Source organism: Massilia sp. 05N420, assembly GCF_056397205.1.
Window position 1 is genome coordinate 229,904 of sequence record NZ_JBFTMX010000015.1, and the last position, 16,498, is coordinate 246,401.

The following is a 16,498-nucleotide window of genomic DNA, read 5'->3' on the forward strand; positions in this document are numbered from 1 at the left end:
TGGGCTCGCCGAGCCCGCCCTACGCGGCGCTGACTACCTGATTGCGGCCGTTCTGCTTGGCCTGATACAGCGCCTGGTCGGCTTGCGCCACCAGCGCCGAGGCCACGTCCTCGATGGGATCGTCGCCCTCGGCATCGTCCAGCGCCGCCACGCCGATCGACACCGTCACCGGCAAGGCCTCCCCTTCCGCCAGCAGGAAATCCTGGCCGGCCACGCCGGCGCGGATCCGCTGCGCCACCAGCTTCGCGCTCTCGAGGTCGGCGTCGATCAGCAGCACCACGAATTCCTCGCCGCCGAAGCGGCCCAGCGTGTCGGACATGCGCAGCTCGTCCTTGATGCGCGACGCCACTTCGCGCAGCACGTCGTCGCCGGCCTGGTGGCCGTGGGTGTCGTTGACCTGCTTGAAGTGGTCGACGTCGATGTACATACAGGCGATGCTGTAGCCCTGGCGGCGCGCACGGCCGACCTCCTCGGCCAGGCGGCGGTCCATGTAGCGGCGGTTGTAGACGCCCGTCAGCGCATCGGTCAGGCCGATGTACTTCAGCATCTCGTTGCTGATCACGTTCTCCAGGCAGATGGCGATGATCGACCCCATGTGCTCGACGAAGTCGGTGCCCAGCAGCGGCGTGAAGCGGCTCGGGTCGCGGCTGCCCAGGTTCAGGCAACCGATCAGGCGCTTGTTGCGCAGCAGCGGCACCAGCGCGACGCTGGCCAGGCCGGCCGGCGGATGGGGGAAGGCGCTCGCGTGGCTGACCGGGTGGTAGGGCACCAGCCGCGGCCGCGGCGGATGGCCGGACGCGAAGTCGAAGCCCAGCTCTTCGGGATGTTCGTGGAACAGCAGGTTGGGCAGGCTGTCGAAGTCCACGCCCAGCTTGTGCATCACGGTAAAGATGTCGGCGCCGCTGTCGACCAGCGACAAGGTCACGATGTCGAGGCTGGACACGATCGGCAGCTGGCGGAAGATGGTGGCGACCAGCTCCTGGAAGCTGCCCGCGCCCACGAGCTCGAGATCGAAGGCCTGGTGGCGCATCATGATCGCGTGGTTGCTCTCGGCCTGGTCGATCAGGCTGGCGAGCTGCCTGCGCAGCGCGGCGTTCTCGGCCATCAGTTCGCGCACACTGGCGCCCTGCTGCTCATGCATGGACATTCCTTTCCGCAATTAGCCCTAACATTACGCCAACTCGGCCGTATTGCAAATGGGCGCCACGAAAACGTTGTCAGAATGCGAGTTCGGCCGTCAAGTCCTGGTTCACGCGCAGCACGCTGCCGGCGCCTGCGGAAACGATGCAGTTCATGCCAAAACAGATCCCGCCGTCGAGTTTCGGATTGGCGCGGTAGGTCTGCAGGATGTCGAGCGGATCGGGGCCGGGCACGCCGGTGCCCTGGTCGATCGACGGAATCGGGCAGCGCGCGCAGGGTTTCACCGGACGGATCTCGGCCGCGCCGGTGCTGAGGAAGGCCGTGTAGTCCTCTTCGTAGGCTTCCAGTCCCGCCACCACCAGGTTGGGCCGGAAGCGGTCCATCGGCAGGGCCGCGCGTCCGGCCGCGCGCAGGCGGAGGTTCAGGTCGTCGAGCGAGGACTGGCCGATCAGCAGCAGCGGATAGCCGTCGGCGAAGCGGGTCTGCGAAGGCAGGCCGCCGGTCCACTTGACGCTGGTCGGGCGCACCACGTCCTGGCGGAAGCGCACCAGGCGCAGGCGTTCGCGCGCGCCGAGGGCTTCGGTGAACCAGCCGGCGGCGACGTCGCCGCAGTCGGCCGCGCGGACGGCGTCGTCCCAGATCTGCACGTGGCGGACAGGTTCGTCATGCCAGGCGAGCGGCAGCAGCAGGTCGCCCATGCCGGGGCTGCTCACGCGCAGGTTGCCGCCGTCGGGACGCGGCCGGATCAGCGCCATGCGCGGGAATTCGCGCTGGGTCAGGAACTGGCCGGACTCCGTGACCAGCATCCATTCGCGGTCGTGCACGCCATGCGCGGCGAGGCCAGTTTCGAGGAGAGTGGCTTCCCGCACCGACATGCCGGCGCAGGATTTGATCGGGTAGAGGAGCAGCTGGGACAGGGTGGGCATTGCGGCGCTTGAATCGACTTCAGGGCCGCATAGTATCGCACCAAAGCCTGCCGGCTTCAGGACTTTTGCCGGAATGCCGACGCCAGGACCGGGCCGTCGAAGCCGGGTGCATCGCTGCCGTAGAGGGCGTAACGGTACAGCACGGCGGAATAGATGCCGGTCAGCGTGGCGTGCATCAGCACGCAGCCCAAGAAGGCCAGCAGGACGATGGCGGCGAACACGCCCACCGCCACCGGCCCGGCGGCAACCTTCGCCAACAGCATGGCCAGCACGACGGCGCCGGCCAGCAGGCAGAGGTACAGCAGGCTGAAGGCGACGTTCAGGCCGACCTGGCCGGCCACGTTCTCGCCCCAGCTCCGCTTGAGCAGGGCCGTGCTCTCGGAGATCGAATCGAGCGCGCCGCGGTCGCTGGTGGCGATCACCGGCACGACCAGGAAGGTGGCGACCGCCCAGCCGGCGCCGAGCAGGCCGGCGATGAGGCGGCCGATGAAGCCGACCCGCTCCTGGATGGCGCGCAGGATCACGCCGATGGTGGCGGAAATGACCGCATAGCCGAAGATCGTGCCGATGCGGCTGTTGGCGATGCGCAGGCCGTCGCCCAGGGTCGGGCTGCCGCCTTCGAGCCGCATCACGACCGCGCCCACCAGCGCCGTGTTGAAGTAGAAGATGACGAAGTACTGGACCACGTAGAACAGGAAGGCCGTCGAATACAGGCCGCCCTGCTTGACGCCGTCGATCGAGTCCAGGCCGAGCAGCGGCAGCGCGAAGGCGAGCAGCACCAGGAACAGGGCGAGGCCGGAAATGATGGGGAACAGCATCAGGTGCTTATCCTGCCTGAGCACCTGGGCGCTGGCGCCGACGAGGCGGAAACTGCGGCTGAGACGGTCGAACATGGTTTTTCTCCTCGGTGAGTTAGCGGGCGGGGTAGTCGCGCCACGGGGCCAGCTTCTGCGTTACAAAGGCCAGCCATCGGTCGTCGGGATTCGGCCTGCCGCCGGCCATCTCGATCTTCTCGAAGCTGCGCCAGGTCGGCTGCAGCCCGAGAAACACGAGATAGGTGTTGCCGACCACGAAACCAGGGCGCAGGACGCAGTCGGAGCCGTTGATGGTGCGGCCTCCGCCACGCTTCCAGAACGCGGGGTCCCAGTGGTTGTTGAAACTGGTGTCCTTGTCGTTGAAGCCTTCGGGGCCGCCGATCACGGTGAATACCTGCCGGCCCGTCCCCCTCAGCTGCTCCAGCGTCTGGAATCGGTATTCGACCAGGTAATCGCCCAGTGGCGTGGCGCCGATCGCCTGCGCGACAGCCACATCCCCCGCCATCAGGACTTGCTCGTCGGGTGTGACGATCTGTCCGGCCGGCGGTACACGGCATGCCTCGGATGCCGCCGCGTGCAGGGCCAGCAGCGTGAACGCAAGGCTGCGAATGGTCGTCATCTTTTTCATCGTGCGAAGCTTAGCAGGACGGATGGCGCAGAAATGCGCGCATTCTCACGGGCGATACGCACGTTCGATGCGACCACATTGCCATTGTCCCAAAACCCACGTACACTCCGCCCGTCGCCTTTTCATGAGGCGGCAACAACGCTAGGGGTCCTGCGCCATCAACCGCGCGGGTGAGAAATACCCTCCGAACCTGATCTGGATAATGCCAGCGAAGGGAAGCTACAGAGTCCGCGTACGCCCTCGTGCTACGTTTCTTTGCACTCCTCCGCTGGATCGCCGATCTTCAGTGATACAAGGAGTGCACTTGAACGCCGATCCGAAATTCCTGTCCGCCAGCGCCACGGTCGATGCCGCGGCCGTGACGCCTCTTCCCAACTCGCACAAGGTCTACGTGGCCGGCTCGCGTCCCGACATCCGGGTGCCGATGCGCGAGATCCACCAGTCGCCTACACCGGCATCCTTTGGCGCGGAGCCGAATCCGCCGGTCTGGGTCTACGACACCTCAGGGCCCTACACCGACCCCGAGGCGCGCATCGACATCCGCTCCGGCCTGCCCTGCCCACGCTCCGGATGGATCCGCGAGCGTGGCGACACCGTCGAACTGGCCGGTCCCAGCTCGCGCTATGGCCAGGAGCGCCTGCGCGATCCGAAGCTGGCCGAACTGCGCTTCGACCTGCAGCGCAAACCGCGCCGCGCGGCCGGCGGCCGCAACGTCACCCAGATGCACTATGCGCGCAAGGGGATCGTCACGCCGGAGATGGAATTCGTCGCCATCCGCGAGAACCTGCGGCGCCAGGAATACCTGCGCAGCCTCGAAGCCGCCGGTCCGACCGGGAAGAAAATGGCCGCCCTGCTGGGGCGCCAGCATCCGGGCCAGTCCTTCGGCGCTTCCATTCCCGCCGTGATCACGCCCGAATTCGTGCGCGACGAGATCGCCCGCGGGCGCGCCATCCTGCCGGCCAATATCAACCACCCGGAATCCGAGCCGATGATCATCGGCCGCAACTTCCTCGTGAAGATCAATGCGAATATCGGCAACTCCGCCGTCACCTCTTCCATCGGCGAGGAAGTCGAGAAGATGACCTGGGCGATCCGCTGGGGCGGCGACACGGTGATGGACCTCTCGACCGGCAAGCACATCCACGAGACGCGCGAATGGATCATCCGCAACAGCCCGGTCCCGATCGGCACCGTGCCGCTCTACCAGGCGCTGGAAAAGGTGAACGGCAAGGCCGAGGAACTCACCTGGGAAATCTACCGCGACACCCTGATCGAACAGGCCGAGCAAGGCGTCGACTACTTCACCATCCACGCCGGCGTGCGCCTGCCCTTCATTCCGATGACGGCGGACCGGTTGACGGGCATCGTCTCGCGCGGCGGCTCGATCATGGCCAAGTGGTGCCTGGCCCACCACAAGGAATCCTTCCTCTACACCCGCTTCGAAGAGATCTGCGAGATCATGAAGGCCTACGACGTCGCCTTCAGCCTCGGCGACGGCCTGCGCCCCGGCTCCATCTACGACGCCAACGACGAAGCCCAGCTGGCCGAGCTGCGCACCCTGGGCGAACTCACGCAGCTGGCCTGGAAGCACGACGTGCAGACCATGATCGAGGGACCGGGCCACGTGCCGCTGCACCTGATCAAGGAGAACATGGACCTGCAACTGGAACAGTGCCATGAAGCGCCCTTCTACACCCTCGGCCCGCTGACCACCGACATCGCTCCCGGCTACGACCACATCACCTCGGGCATCGGCGCCGCCAACATCGGCTGGTACGGCACCGCCATGCTGTGCTACGTGACCCCGAAAGAGCACCTGGGCCTGCCCGACAAGGACGACGTCAAGGACGGCATCATCACTTACAAGATCGCGGCGCATGCGGCCGACCTGGCGAAGGGCCATCCGGGCGCGCAGATCCGCGACAACGCCTTGTCGAAGGCGCGCTTCGAATTCCGCTGGGAAGACCAGTTCAACCTCGGCCTCGATCCGGACAAGGCGCGCGCCTTCCACGACGAGACGCTGCCGAAGGACTCCGCCAAGGTGGCCCACTTCTGCTCGATGTGCGGGCCGCATTTCTGCTCGATGAAGATCACCCAGGAAGTGCGCGACTACGCGGCCGGCGGCATGCAGGAGAAGGCGGTCGAGTTCATGCGCAAGGGCGCCGAGCTTTATCTCAAGAACTGAGCACAAGGAGTAGCGATGCTGGAGATAGAACTGAACGGCGCCCCGCACGTACTGCCAGGCGCATCCAGCCTGCACGAACTGGTCGACATGCTCGAGCTGTCCGGCCAGGCGCTGGCACTGGCGGTCAACCACCGCGTGGTGCCGCGCGAGCAGTGGCGCACGACCCTGCTGCAGCCGCGCGACCAGGTGGACGTGGTGCGCGCCATCGGCGGCGGCTGAAACTTTACGGAATCGGAGAACACATGAACCAGACCAAGGACCGGCCGCTCGTCATCGCCGGCAAGGAATACAACTCGCGCCTGCTGGTCGGCAGCGGCAAATACCGCGACCTGGAGCAGACCGCGGCGGCCACCGCGGCCGCGGGCGCCGAGATCATCACGGTGGCGATCCGCCGCGTGAACATCGGCCAGGATCCGCATGCGCCCAACCTGCTCGACGCGGTGCCGCCCTCGCGCTACACCATCCTGCCGAACACCGCCGGCTGCTACACGGCGAAGGATGCCGTGTACACGCTGCAGCTGGCGCGCGAACTGCTGAACGGGCACAAGCTCGTGAAACTCGAAGTGCTGGGCGACGAGAAGACCCTGTTCCCCAACATGCCCGAAACCCTGCGCGCCGCCGAGGAGCTGGTGCGCGACGGCTTCGACGTGATGGTCTACTGCAGCGACGACCCGATCCAGGCGCGCATGCTGGAGGACATCGGCTGCGTGGCGGTGATGCCGCTGGCCTCCCTGATCGGCTCCGGCATGGGCATCCTGAATCCCTGGAACCTCTCGCTCATCATCGAGCAGGCCAAGGTGCCGGTGCTGGTCGATGCCGGCGTCGGCACGGCTTCCGACGCCACGGTGGCGATGGAGCTGGGCTGCGACGGCGTGCTGATGAACAGCGCCATCGCGCTGGCCCAGGACCCGGTGCGCATGGCGCGCGCGATGCGGCTCGCGGTGGAGGCCGGCCGCGAAGCGTATCTGGCGGGCCGGATGCCGCGCCGTTTCGCGGCTTCGCCCTCGTCGCCGATGGCGGGACGGCTCATGGGAGTCAAATGAGATGAAACCCTGCGTGCTGGTGTTTTCCGGCCTCGACCCCTCGGGCGGGGCCGGCATCCAGGCCGACATCGAGGCGATTGCGGCCCAGGGTGCGCACGCGCTGCCCATCGTCACGGCGCTCACGGTGCAGGACAACGAGCGGGTGTTCGAGGTGGCGCCGGTGGACGCCGGCCTGCTGACGCGCCAGGCCGCACTGCTGGCCGACACCATGCCGATCCGCGCGGTCAAGCTGGGCATTCCGGGCAATCTCGAGAATGCCGAAGCCATCGCCGGCATCGTCCTGTTGCTGCGCGCCCGTCAGCCGGCGCTGCCGGTGGTGCTCGACCCGGTGCTGGCCAGCGGCCACGGCGATGCCCTCGCGCGTGGCAATGCGCTGGCGGCGCTGGCGCCGCTGCTGGCGGTGGCGACGGTTGCCACGCCCAACCTGCCGGAAGCGGCGGCGCTGGCGCTGTCCGGCTGTCCGCACGTCCTCGTCACCGGCGGCCATGACGATGGAGACGAGGTCGTCAACCGCTGGCACAGCCGCGACGGCATGCGCGAATGGCGCTGGCCGCGCCTGCCCGGCGAATTCCACGGCAGCGGCTGCACCCTGGCCTCCAGCCTGGCTGCCCGCCTGGCGCTGGGCGACGCCATGGCCCAGGCCCTCGAGCGCGCCCAGCGCTGCTGCAACCAGTCGCTGGCGGATTCCTATGCGATCGCCCCCGGCCAGCGCATTCCGCGCCGTATCGAACATCGAGGAGCATGAAGTGACAATGAAAACACTGAAAGGACTGTATCTGGTGACGCCCGACTGGATCGATACCGGGCGCCTGCTGGAGGCGACGCAGCGCGCACTGGAAGGCGGCGCCGCGCTGGTCCAGTACCGCAACAAGACGGCAAGCGAGGCGCTGCGCGAGGAACAGGCGGCCGCCCTGCTCGCCCTGTGCCGCCGGCATGGCGTGCCGCTGGTGATCAACGATCATCTGGAGCTGTGCCTGCGCCTGGATGCCGACGGCGTGCACGTCGGCGGCACCGACGCGCCGGTGGCCGCCGTGCGCGCGGCGCTCGGGCCGGGCAGGATCGTCGGCGCTTCCTGCTATGGCCAGTTTCCGCTGGCTCTGGCGGCGCAGGAGGCGGGCGCCAGCTATGTGGCGTTCGGCGGCTTCTATCCGTCGAAGGTGAAGGTGTACGAGGTGAGCACGCCGCCGGACATCGTCGTCGGCGCCAGGGCGCGGCTGGCGGTGCCGGTGGTGGTGATCGGCGGGATGACGGCGGAGAATGCGCGGCCGCTGGTGGCGCGCGGGGCGAATATGGTGGCGGCGATCAGCAGCGTGTACCTGGCGGAGGATCCGGCTGCGGCTGTGAGGAAGTTCGCGAACCTGTTCATAGGGTGGGCGCGGCCTGCGTAGGCACCCCGTGCCCACCCTGCATTATCAAGCCTTGGCCAGCTTGAACTGGGTCAGCTCGCCGGTCAGGTAACCCACCGCCGCACCGAACTTGTCCTTGTAGTTCGCGCGGATCAGCGGATCCAGCGTGGTCTTCACGTTGGCGTGGATGCTGCCCCAGTCGCCCGCGTGCTGGAAGTTGCTCATGATGTAGGTCCAGCCGTTGATGTCGTCGACCGCGTGCAGGCCGGTCGACTCGCCGCCGGCCGGCACCGACAGCAAGCGCGAGAGCTGCTTGGTGTCGACGTTGTAGGCCCACAGGTAGTTGTTGACGTGCTGGCTGCTGTCCTCGCCGATGAACAGGGTGCGCATCTTTTCCGAGAACTTCAGGTTGTCCGGATTCGCGACCTTGTTCGGGTTGGCGGTATTGCCCAGTGCGTCGGCGGCGATGTCTTCGCCCACCAGCAGGGCCTTGGTGTCGGCCGGCATCCACTCGCTGTTGATGGCGTTGCCCGCGGTATCCTTCTGGCCGCCCTTCAGGCTCAACATCATGACGGCGCCGGCAACGATCGCTTTCGGGATCGAGACGCCGTTGCCCGGCACGTTCAGTGCATTACCGGCCACCATCGAGCTCTGGCAGTTCTGCAGGGCCGAGTAGGCGATCTTGTCCTTCAGGTTGACGGTCGTGCCTTCCATCTTGGTGAAGCCCATCGAGGCGCCGACCAGCGCGGCGTAGCGGTGGGTCTCGAGGAAGGCGGCGGCCTTTTCCATGCCCGGCTTCAGCTTGAGCCACTCGGTGCGGCCGTTGGCGGCAACCTTGGTGTGGCTGGCGTCCTGCGGATCGCTGCTCTTGACGTCCATGATGTCGGTCGGCTTGAGCGAGGCGGCCAGCGAGCGGATCTCGTCGCTGGTGGCGGAACCCAGCTTGATCCAGCTGAGCGGCGCGGCGGCGGCGGCCGGATCCAGCGAGAAGCCGGCGCCCACCTTGGCCACGTACAGGGTGCCCGAGGACAGGTCTTTTTCCTTGTCGGCGACGAACACGAAGTAGCCGCTGTTGGTGGCGTCGTCGCCCATGATCACGGTGCGGTTGTCGCCCAGCACCTGCACCAGCTCGTGCGAGATGCGGCCCATGCAGTAATGCTTCCTGATGCTGCCGGTGCCGTCGGCATTGACGGTCACTTCCGGCAGGTGGCCGTAGTTGTAGGGGTTGGCGCGGGTCTCGTCGCCGTACAGGTTCTTGCTGAAGGCCTTGAACTGGGCGTCGGTGGCGGCGGTGAAGGCGTTCGGCTCGTATTCCTCGCTCGACAGGTGGGTGCCCCACGGCGACAGGCTGGCACCGCAGGTGATCCACAGGCCGTTCACGCCCGAGGTGTCGACGTTGTGGTATTTCACCAGGCTCAGCTTGCCGTTGGCCGGGTCCTGGTCCAGGGTCAGCACGGCGATCGGCGACGGCAGCTTGCCGTACATGTCGCTGGTGCCGTCCTGGGCCCAGGTGGTGTATTCGAACTGCACCACGGCGAACACGGTATTGCCCTTCACGCCCGCCACTTTCGCATTCGGGACCGTCAGCAGCGAGGTGCCGTCCGGCGAGTCCGAGAAGAACTGGCGTTCCTTGCCGGCCACGGTGGTGTCGACGATCGGGCGGTTAGCGATGTCGTAGTAGCCGCCGGCCAGGATGGTGCCGCCGCTGCCGTTCGGGACCATGTCGCCGGTGATGAAGAAGGGTTTATAGGACAGCTTGAAATCGAGCTTGCTGCTGTCGCTGAAGCTGACCGTCATGGTCGAGGCGACCGAGGTGGTGGCCATCGCGGCGGCGTCCGTCAGGGTCGGCGCATTCATCGAGCCGAACGAGACGCTGGACAGCGTCACGGCCGGCGGCGTGGTCTGGCCCGGGGTGGTCGGCGCCGTGGTCACCGGGCCGTCGTCACCGCCACCGCAGCCGGCAAGCATGGCGCCCACGGTGCCGGCGCCGATCGGCAGCATCGGGGTTGCGCCGAGAAGGCGCAGCAGGCGGCGGCGGGACAGGTCGGTATTCGCATTCATACGTCAACACTCCAGGATCAGGTCATTGGGACCGCGCCGATGGCACGGAGAACGCTGGGCAGGATAGTGGAGACGTATGTCAGGAAGATGACGGAAATTTAACGGTTCTGTGACACGCGCAGCCAGGCCGCGTAACAGCGTTTTCCGTTCGCTCTTCAAACTTGTAAGTATTCGCAACAGAAACGCATTTACCATCTGCCGCCAATTTGCAGCGATACCCCTGCCAACTTCACTCATCTTTCCGATCATAAACACATGCATATCTGACTTTTCAGTCATTTATATGCACACAGGTAACAGTTTCTTACCAACTCGACAGTTTTTAAAAAGAAACAAGCTGCTATCGTTTTTCACGCCGCGATGCCCGCTGCATCCCGGCAAAGTGAAAACCAAAACAAAAGGAAGAACGATGAAAAAGACGATTTTCGCAGTGCTCGCAGGGTTCCTCGCCATGGGCGCCGCCCAGGCCCAGTCCACCGCCAATGACGCGCCGCGCACCTACCTGGGCATCGGCGTGGGCGCCGTCAAGGATTCCATCACCGGCGACCACAAGCGCAGCACCAAGATCTTCGGCGGCTACGAGTTCGACCAGAACTGGGCCGTCGAGGGCGGCTACAGCTACCTGGGCAAGAGCGGCTTCTATGTGCCGCTGGAGAACGATATTTACCACGTCGGCGTGAAGAGCCAGAGCTTCTACGCGGCCGCCAAATACACCTTCCCGCTGACCGAGCGCACCGCGATGTACGGCAAGCTCGGCCTGGCCCATACCGAGGCCAAGTACTCGAGCCCGTTCAAGGGATGGAACTTCAAGGACAACACCAACGGCGTGTATGCCGCGGTGGGCGTGCAGACCAGATTGACCGAGAACGTGTCCCTGTTCGCCGAATACGAGCGTAACGGCAAGCAGCTGCGCAACGGCGCGGACAACAAGGTCTTCAGCGCCGGCGTGAAGTACGGTTTCTAAGCCGCCGCCACATTCAGCGCATCGAGGGAGGCGACCAGGTCCGTAAAGCGCTGGCCCTGCACCGCCACATGGCTGCGCAGCAGGTCGGCCGCCTTCTGGCCGTCGCCCTCGATGATCGCATTCACCACCGCATCGTGCTCGCTGAACGAGTGCTTCATGCGGTCGCGCACCCTGAGCTGCAGGCGCCGGTAAGGACGGAGCCGGCGCGACAGGGCGCCCGCCTGTTCCGCCAGAAAATGGTTGTGGCTGCCCGCAAAGATCGTCTGGTGGAACACCTCGTTGCGGTAGTAGTACTCGTCCGGGTCGCGCGCCTCGTAGGCGCTGCTGCAGGCCCGGTGCGCTTCCAGCAGCTTGTCGTGCTCGGCGGCCGACATGCGCCGCGCCGCCAGGCGTGCGCACATGGCTTCCAGCTCGGCCATCACCTCGAACATCTCCACGATCTGATGCGGCGACACCGTCGCCACCACCGCCCCGCGGCGCGGACGGATCTGCACCAGTCCCGCCGACGCCAGCTGGATCAGGGCTTCGCGGATCGGGGTACGCGACGCCCCGAATTCGGTGGCCAGTTCCGTCTCATCCAGATGCTGTCCGGGGAGTAATTTCCCGGTGGCGATCTTCTCTTCAATCTGTTCGCGTAGCCGATCAGAGAGCTTTTTCATGGTGCTGCTTCCCGCTCAAAAAAATCATAGTAACCAGATTGACATTGTATTTTTTCTACGTCATCTTGTATACACAGACAAAAAACTTGCATGCACCAGCATGTGTTCCCGTGAAGAGAACTGAGGAGATAGCATGGTATCAATCAAGCGACGCAGCACCCTGGGCGCCCTGGCACTCGGCATGAGCATGGTCCTGGCCGCATTGCCGGCATCGGCCCAGAACACGGTCATCAAGATTTCGCACCAGTTCCCCGGCGGGACCATCGACAAGGGCGATTTCCGTGACCGCCTGGTGCGCATGTTTGCCGCCGAGGTCGAAAAACGCACCAAGGGCAGCGTCAAGTTCGAGATCTACCCCGGCTCGTCGCTGATGAAGACCAATGCCCAGTTCTCCGCGATGCGCAAGGGCGCGCTCGACATGTCGCTGGTGCCGCTGTCGTACGCCGGCGGCGAGGTCCCCGAGACCAATATCGGCCTGATGCCCGGCCTGGTGACCTCCTACGAGCAGAGCGCCGCATGGAAAAATGCCGCGGTCGGCAAGGAACTCACGAAGATCCTCGCCGACAAGGGCGTGGTGATGGTCAGCTGGATCTGGCAGGCCGGCGGCATGGCATCGCGCGGCAAGCCGATCGTCGAGCCGGAAGACGCGAAGGGCATGAAGATCCGCGGCGGCTCGCGCGAGATGGACCTGATCCTGAAGGAAGCCGGCGCCGCCGTCGTGACCCTGCCGTCGAACGAAATCTATGCCGGCATGCAGACCGGCGCCATGGATGCGGCACTGACCTCCTCGACCTCGCTGATCTCGTTCCGCCTGGAAGAAGTATCGAAGGCGCTCACCACCGGCCGCGGCAAGTCCTACTGGTTCATGCTGGAGCCGCTGATGATGTCGAAGGCCGCCTTCGACCGCCTGAGCAAGGAACAGCAGGCCGTCATCCTGCAGGTCGGCGCCGACATGGAAGCCTTCGCGCTGAAGGCCGCCAAGGAAGACGATGAAGAAGTGGCCAAGGTGTTCGCCAAGGCCGGCGCCAAGACCGTCGACCTGAGCGACGCCACCGTCAAGAAATGGCAGGACATCGCCCGCCGTACCGCCTGGAAGGACTTCGCCGCCAAGAACCCCAACACCGCCAAGCTGCTGCAGCTCGCCGAACAGGTGAAGTGATGAGTGCCCACGGTTACGAGGCCCAGGCGCCGCAAGCACCTGCGCTGCCCTCGCACCGCGGGGTGGCCACCCTGGCGGTGTTCCTCAACAGGGTCAACCACCTGCTGCTGGTGATCTCCATGCTTGCCATGATCCTCACCGCGCTGGTGCTGAGCTACTCGGTGGTGATGCGCTACTTCTTCAAGGTCGCCACCGACTGGCAGGACGAGGCCGCGGTCTTCATGCTGGTCGGCGCCACTTTCTTCTGCGCCGCCTACGTGCAGTCCTTCCGCGGTCACATCGGCATCGAAGCGCTGGCCGGCCTGCTGCCGGCGAGGGTGAACCGGGTCCGCCTGATCCTGGTGGACCTGCTGTCCTTCCTGTTCTGCGCCTTCTTTTCCTGGAAATCGTGGACCCTGTTCCACGAAGCCCTGGTCGAAGGCCAGACCACCTCGTCGACCTTGGCGCCGCCGCTGTGGATCCCGTACTCGCTGATGGCGTTCGGGATGACCTTGCTGACGCTGCAGATCCTGGTCCAGCTGATCGGCCGCCTCACCGAAAAGGAATAAACCCATGAGCGCACTTTCCCTCGGCGTCGGCTACGCCGCCGCCACGCTCGTCGTCATGTTTTCGGGCATGCCGATCGCCTTCGCGCTGGGCGCGGTCGCCACCGTGTTCATGTATTTCTTCATGCCGGCTTCCTCGCTCGACACGATCACCCAGAACGTGTACGAGGAAATGGCATCGATCACGCTGCTGTCGATCCCGCTCTTCATCATGAAGGGCGCGGCGATCGGCAAGTCGCCGGCCGGGCGCGACCTGTACTCGGCCATCCACGCCTGGCTGAACAAGGTGCCCGGCGGCCTCGGCATCGCCAACGTGTTCGCCTGCGCGCTGTTCGCCGCCATGGCCGGCTCCTCGCCCGCCACCTGCTCGGCGATCGGCTCGGCCGGCATTCCGGAAATGCGCAAGCGCGGCTATTCGCCCGGTTTCGCGGCCGGCATCATCGCCGCCGGCGGCACCCTCGGGATCCTGCTGCCGCCGTCGATCACGATGATCCTGTACGCGGTGGCCGCCGAGCAGTCGCTGGGCCGCCTGTTCCTGGCCGGTATCGGCCCCGGCCTGATGCTGGTCCTGCTGTTCGCCGGCTATGCCGTGCACCGGGCGCGCAAGGAATACCGCCTGGCCCATGAGCTCTACCAGCGCGGCGGCGAGAAGTCGGCCTACCTGGACGCCCACACCTACACGCTGGCGGAGAAGGTCGAGATGCTGCCGCGCGTGCTGCCCTTCCTGGTGCTGCTGACCGGCGTGATGATCGCGCTGTACGGCGGCTATGCGACGCCGTCGGAAACCGCCGGCCTGGGCGCCCTGCTGGCCATCGTGCTGATGGCCGTCGTGTACGGCATCTGGCGGCCGAAGGAACTCGGGCCGATCCTGAGTTCGACGATCAAGGAGTCGACCATGCTCCTCATGATCATCGGCATGTCCCTGCTCTACTCCTACGTGATGAGCTACCTGCACATCAGCCAGTCGGCGGCGCAGTGGGTGGTCGGGCTGCACCTGTCGAAATGGGTGCTGTTGTCGGTGATCCTGCTGATGGTGATCGTGTTCGGCTTCTTCCTGCCGCCGGTATCGATCATCCTGATGACCGCGCCCATCATCCTGCCGCCGCTGCGCGAAGCCGGCTTCGACCTGATCTGGTTCGGCGTGGTGATGACCATCGTGATGGAGATGGGCCTGATCCACCCGCCGGTGGGCCTGAACATCTTCGTCATCAAGAACATCGCGCCCGACATCCCGCTGTCCGACGTGATCTGGGGTGTGATGCCCTTCGTGGTGCTGATGTTCGTGGCGGTGATCCTGCTGTGCGTGTTCCCGCAGATCTCGACCACCCTGCCCGACATGATCATGGGAGCGCGCTAGATGGGTAACAAGGAAAGAAGCTGGGACCGCCAGCGCGCCAACCGCGAGCGGCGCCTGGCGCGGGCGCGCGGGCAGCTGGGCGCCGGGCTGCGGGGCAAGATCGTCGACACCGGCCTGGCGCGCGAGCTGCTGCACCAGGTGATCGAATGCGGCGACCGCGTGTGCCTGGAAGGGAACAACCAGAAGCAGGCCGACTTCCTGGCCAGGACCCTGGCCGCGCTCGACCCCGGCCGGGTCAACGGCCTGCACATGCTGCAATCGGTGCTGGCCCTGCCGGAACACCTGGACGTGTTCGACAAGGGCATCGCCGCGCGCGTCGACTTCTCGTTTTCCGGACCGCAGGCCGGCCGCCTCGCCAAGCTGGTTTCAAACGGGAAGATCAACATCGGCGCGATCCATACCTACCTGGAGCTGTTCGGCCGCTACTTCATCGACCTGACGCCGCAGGTGGCGCTGGTGGCGGCCCAGGCGGCCGACCGCCACGGCAACCTGTACACCGGCCCGAACACCGAGGACACGCCGGCCATCGTCGAAGCCACGGCCTTCAAGAGCGGCATCGTGATCGCCCAGGTGAACGAGATCGTCGACGTGCTGCCGCGCGTCGACATCCCGGCCGACTGGGTCGACTTCGCGGTGGCGGCGCCGACCCCGCACTACATCGAGCCGCTGTTCACGCGCGACCCGGCATTGATCTCCGAGATCCAGGTCCTGATGGCGATGATGGCCATCAAGGGCATCTATGCCGAGTACCAGGTCGAGCGCCTGAACCACGGCATCGGCTTCGACACCGCCGCCATCGAACTGCTGCTGCCGACCTATGCGGCCTCGCTGGGCCTGAAGGGCAAGATCGGCCGCAACTGGGCGCTGAACCCGCACCCGGCCCTGATTCCCGCGATCGAGGCCGGCTTCGTCGAGACCGTGCACTCCTTCGGCTCCGAGCTCGGCATGGAAGACTATGTGCGCTCGCGTCCCGACGTGTTCTTCGTCGGCCCGGACGGCAGCATGCGCAGCAACCGCGCCTTCTCCCAGGTGGCCGGTCACTACGCCTGCGACATGTTCATCGGCTCGACCCTGCAGATCGACCTGCAGGGCAACTCGTCGACGGCGACCCTGGGCCGCATCTCCGGCTTCGGCGGCGCGCCGAACATGGGTGCCGACGCGCGCGGCCGCCGCCACGCCAGCCCGGCCTGGCTGAAGGCCGGCGAACAGGCGCGGCGCGGCACGCCAGCCATCCCGCGTGGCCGAAAGCTGGTGGTGCAGATGGTCGAGACCTTCCGCGAGCACATGCAGCCGGCCTTCGTCGAAACCCTCGATGCCTGGCAGCTGGCCGAGCAGGCCAGGATGGCGATCCCGCCGGTGATGATCTACGGCGACGACGTCACCCACATCCTGACGGAAGAAGGCATCGCCAACCTGCTGCTGTGCCGTACCGACGAGGAGCGCGAACAGGCGATCCGCGGCGTGGCCGGCTACACGCCGGTCGGGCTGGCGCGCGACCGGCGCATGGTGGAAAACCTGCGCGACCGCGGCATCGTCCAGCGTCCCGAGGACCTCGGCATCGACAAGCGGCTCGCCACGCGCGACCTGCTGGCGGCCAGGAACATGAAAGACCTGGTGCGGGCATCCCACGGCCTGTACAAGCCGCCCAAACAGTTCAGGAACTGGTAATC

16 protein-coding genes and 1 riboswitch are annotated in these 16,498 nt (G+C 65.9%); of the genes, 10 read left to right on the forward strand and 6 right to left on the reverse strand.

The genetic code is table 11. From position 1 onward, the window contains the following. Positions 1–19: 19 nt before the first annotated feature. From AC1DIX_RS12280 to AC1DIX_RS12295, 4 genes are all read right to left on the reverse strand, one after another. Positions 20–1,141 carry a GGDEF domain-containing protein gene (locus AC1DIX_RS12280; protein ID WP_477324560.1) on the reverse strand — a complete coding sequence of 374 codons (1,122 nt, stop codon included), beginning with the start codon at positions 1,139–1,141 and terminating at the stop codon, positions 20–22. A 76-nt stretch (positions 1,142–1,217) separates the two neighbouring features. Beyond that, positions 1,218–2,066 (reverse strand): MOSC domain-containing protein, encoded by an 849-nt coding sequence (locus AC1DIX_RS12285; RefSeq protein WP_441934923.1) that lies wholly within the window; start codon positions 2,064–2,066, stop codon positions 1,218–1,220. A 56-nt stretch (positions 2,067–2,122) separates the two neighbouring features. Beyond that, complete coding sequence (locus AC1DIX_RS12290) at positions 2,123–2,959, reverse strand: DUF6159 family protein (RefSeq protein WP_477324563.1); 837 nt, start codon at positions 2,957–2,959, stop codon at positions 2,123–2,125. Between the two features lie 19 nt (positions 2,960–2,978). After that, a complete protein-coding gene (locus AC1DIX_RS12295) occupies positions 2,979–3,500 on the reverse strand; it encodes a hypothetical protein (protein WP_477324565.1) in 522 nt (173 codons plus the stop codon). Between the two features lie 142 nt (positions 3,501–3,642). Next, a riboswitch (TPP riboswitch) is annotated at positions 3,643–3,743 on the forward strand. Between the two features lie 70 nt (positions 3,744–3,813). Here AC1DIX_RS12295 and thiC point away from each other — a divergent pair. Genes thiC through thiE form a run of 5 tightly spaced genes read left to right on the forward strand, consistent with a single transcriptional unit; the run spans position 3,814 to position 8,125 of the window. After that, positions 3,814–5,694 carry a phosphomethylpyrimidine synthase ThiC gene (thiC, locus tag AC1DIX_RS12300; RefSeq protein ID WP_477324567.1) on the forward strand — a complete coding sequence of 627 codons (1,881 nt, stop codon included), beginning with the start codon at positions 3,814–3,816 and terminating at the stop codon, positions 5,692–5,694. 15 nt (positions 5,695–5,709) lie between these two features. Then, complete coding sequence (thiS, locus tag AC1DIX_RS12305; RefSeq protein WP_477324569.1) at positions 5,710–5,913, forward strand: sulfur carrier protein ThiS; 204 nt, start codon at positions 5,710–5,712, stop codon at positions 5,911–5,913. 23 nt (positions 5,914–5,936) lie between these two features. Then, entirely contained in the window at positions 5,937–6,737 is an 801-nt protein-coding gene (locus AC1DIX_RS12310; RefSeq protein WP_477324571.1) for a thiazole synthase, read from the forward strand. 1 nt (position 6,738) lies between these two features. Then, complete coding sequence (gene thiD, locus AC1DIX_RS12315) at positions 6,739–7,482, forward strand: bifunctional hydroxymethylpyrimidine kinase/phosphomethylpyrimidine kinase (protein WP_477324573.1); 744 nt, start codon at positions 6,739–6,741, stop codon at positions 7,480–7,482. 16 nt (positions 7,483–7,498) lie between these two features. Then, positions 7,499–8,125, forward strand: a complete 627-nt coding sequence (gene thiE, locus AC1DIX_RS12320) for a thiamine phosphate synthase (protein ID WP_477324632.1) — start codon at positions 7,499–7,501, stop codon at positions 8,123–8,125. A gap of 24 nt (positions 8,126–8,149) precedes the next feature. Here thiE and AC1DIX_RS12325 read toward each other — a convergent pair whose 3' ends face one another. After that, positions 8,150–10,144, reverse strand: a complete 1,995-nt coding sequence (locus AC1DIX_RS12325; RefSeq protein ID WP_477324575.1) for a PhoX family protein — start codon at positions 10,142–10,144, stop codon at positions 8,150–8,152. A gap of 409 nt (positions 10,145–10,553) precedes the next feature. Here AC1DIX_RS12325 and AC1DIX_RS12330 point away from each other — a divergent pair, with 409 nt between their 5' ends. Continuing rightward, positions 10,554–11,108, forward strand: coding sequence for a porin family protein (locus AC1DIX_RS12330; protein WP_477324577.1), 555 nt, complete (start codon positions 10,554–10,556; stop codon positions 11,106–11,108). Here AC1DIX_RS12330 and AC1DIX_RS12335 read toward each other — a convergent pair. Further along, positions 11,105–11,767, reverse strand: a complete 663-nt coding sequence (locus AC1DIX_RS12335; RefSeq protein WP_477324579.1) for a GntR family transcriptional regulator — start codon at positions 11,765–11,767, stop codon at positions 11,105–11,107. The genes AC1DIX_RS12330 and AC1DIX_RS12335 overlap by 4 nt on opposite strands. A 133-nt stretch (positions 11,768–11,900) precedes the next feature. Here AC1DIX_RS12335 and AC1DIX_RS12340 point away from each other — a divergent pair, with 133 nt between their 5' ends. From AC1DIX_RS12340 to mdcA, 4 genes are read left to right on the forward strand one after another with little or no spacing between them, the layout of a single operon-like run. Continuing rightward, positions 11,901–12,926: a TRAP transporter substrate-binding protein gene (locus AC1DIX_RS12340; protein WP_477324581.1), complete on the forward strand. Its 1,026-nt coding sequence runs from the start codon at positions 11,901–11,903 to the stop codon at positions 12,924–12,926. Next, positions 12,926–13,474 (forward strand): TRAP transporter small permease, encoded by a 549-nt coding sequence (locus AC1DIX_RS12345; protein ID WP_441934912.1) that lies wholly within the window; start codon positions 12,926–12,928, stop codon positions 13,472–13,474. Before AC1DIX_RS12340 ends, AC1DIX_RS12345 begins: the two co-directional genes overlap by 1 nt. Positions 13,475–13,478: 4 nt before the next feature. Continuing rightward, entirely contained in the window at positions 13,479–14,828 is a 1,350-nt protein-coding gene (locus tag AC1DIX_RS12350) for a TRAP transporter large permease (RefSeq protein ID WP_441934911.1), read from the forward strand. After that, entirely contained in the window at positions 14,829–16,496 is a 1,668-nt protein-coding gene (gene mdcA / locus AC1DIX_RS12355; protein ID WP_477324583.1) for a malonate decarboxylase subunit alpha, read from the forward strand. It begins immediately after the preceding gene. The last annotated feature ends 2 nt before the right edge of the window (positions 16,497–16,498 follow it).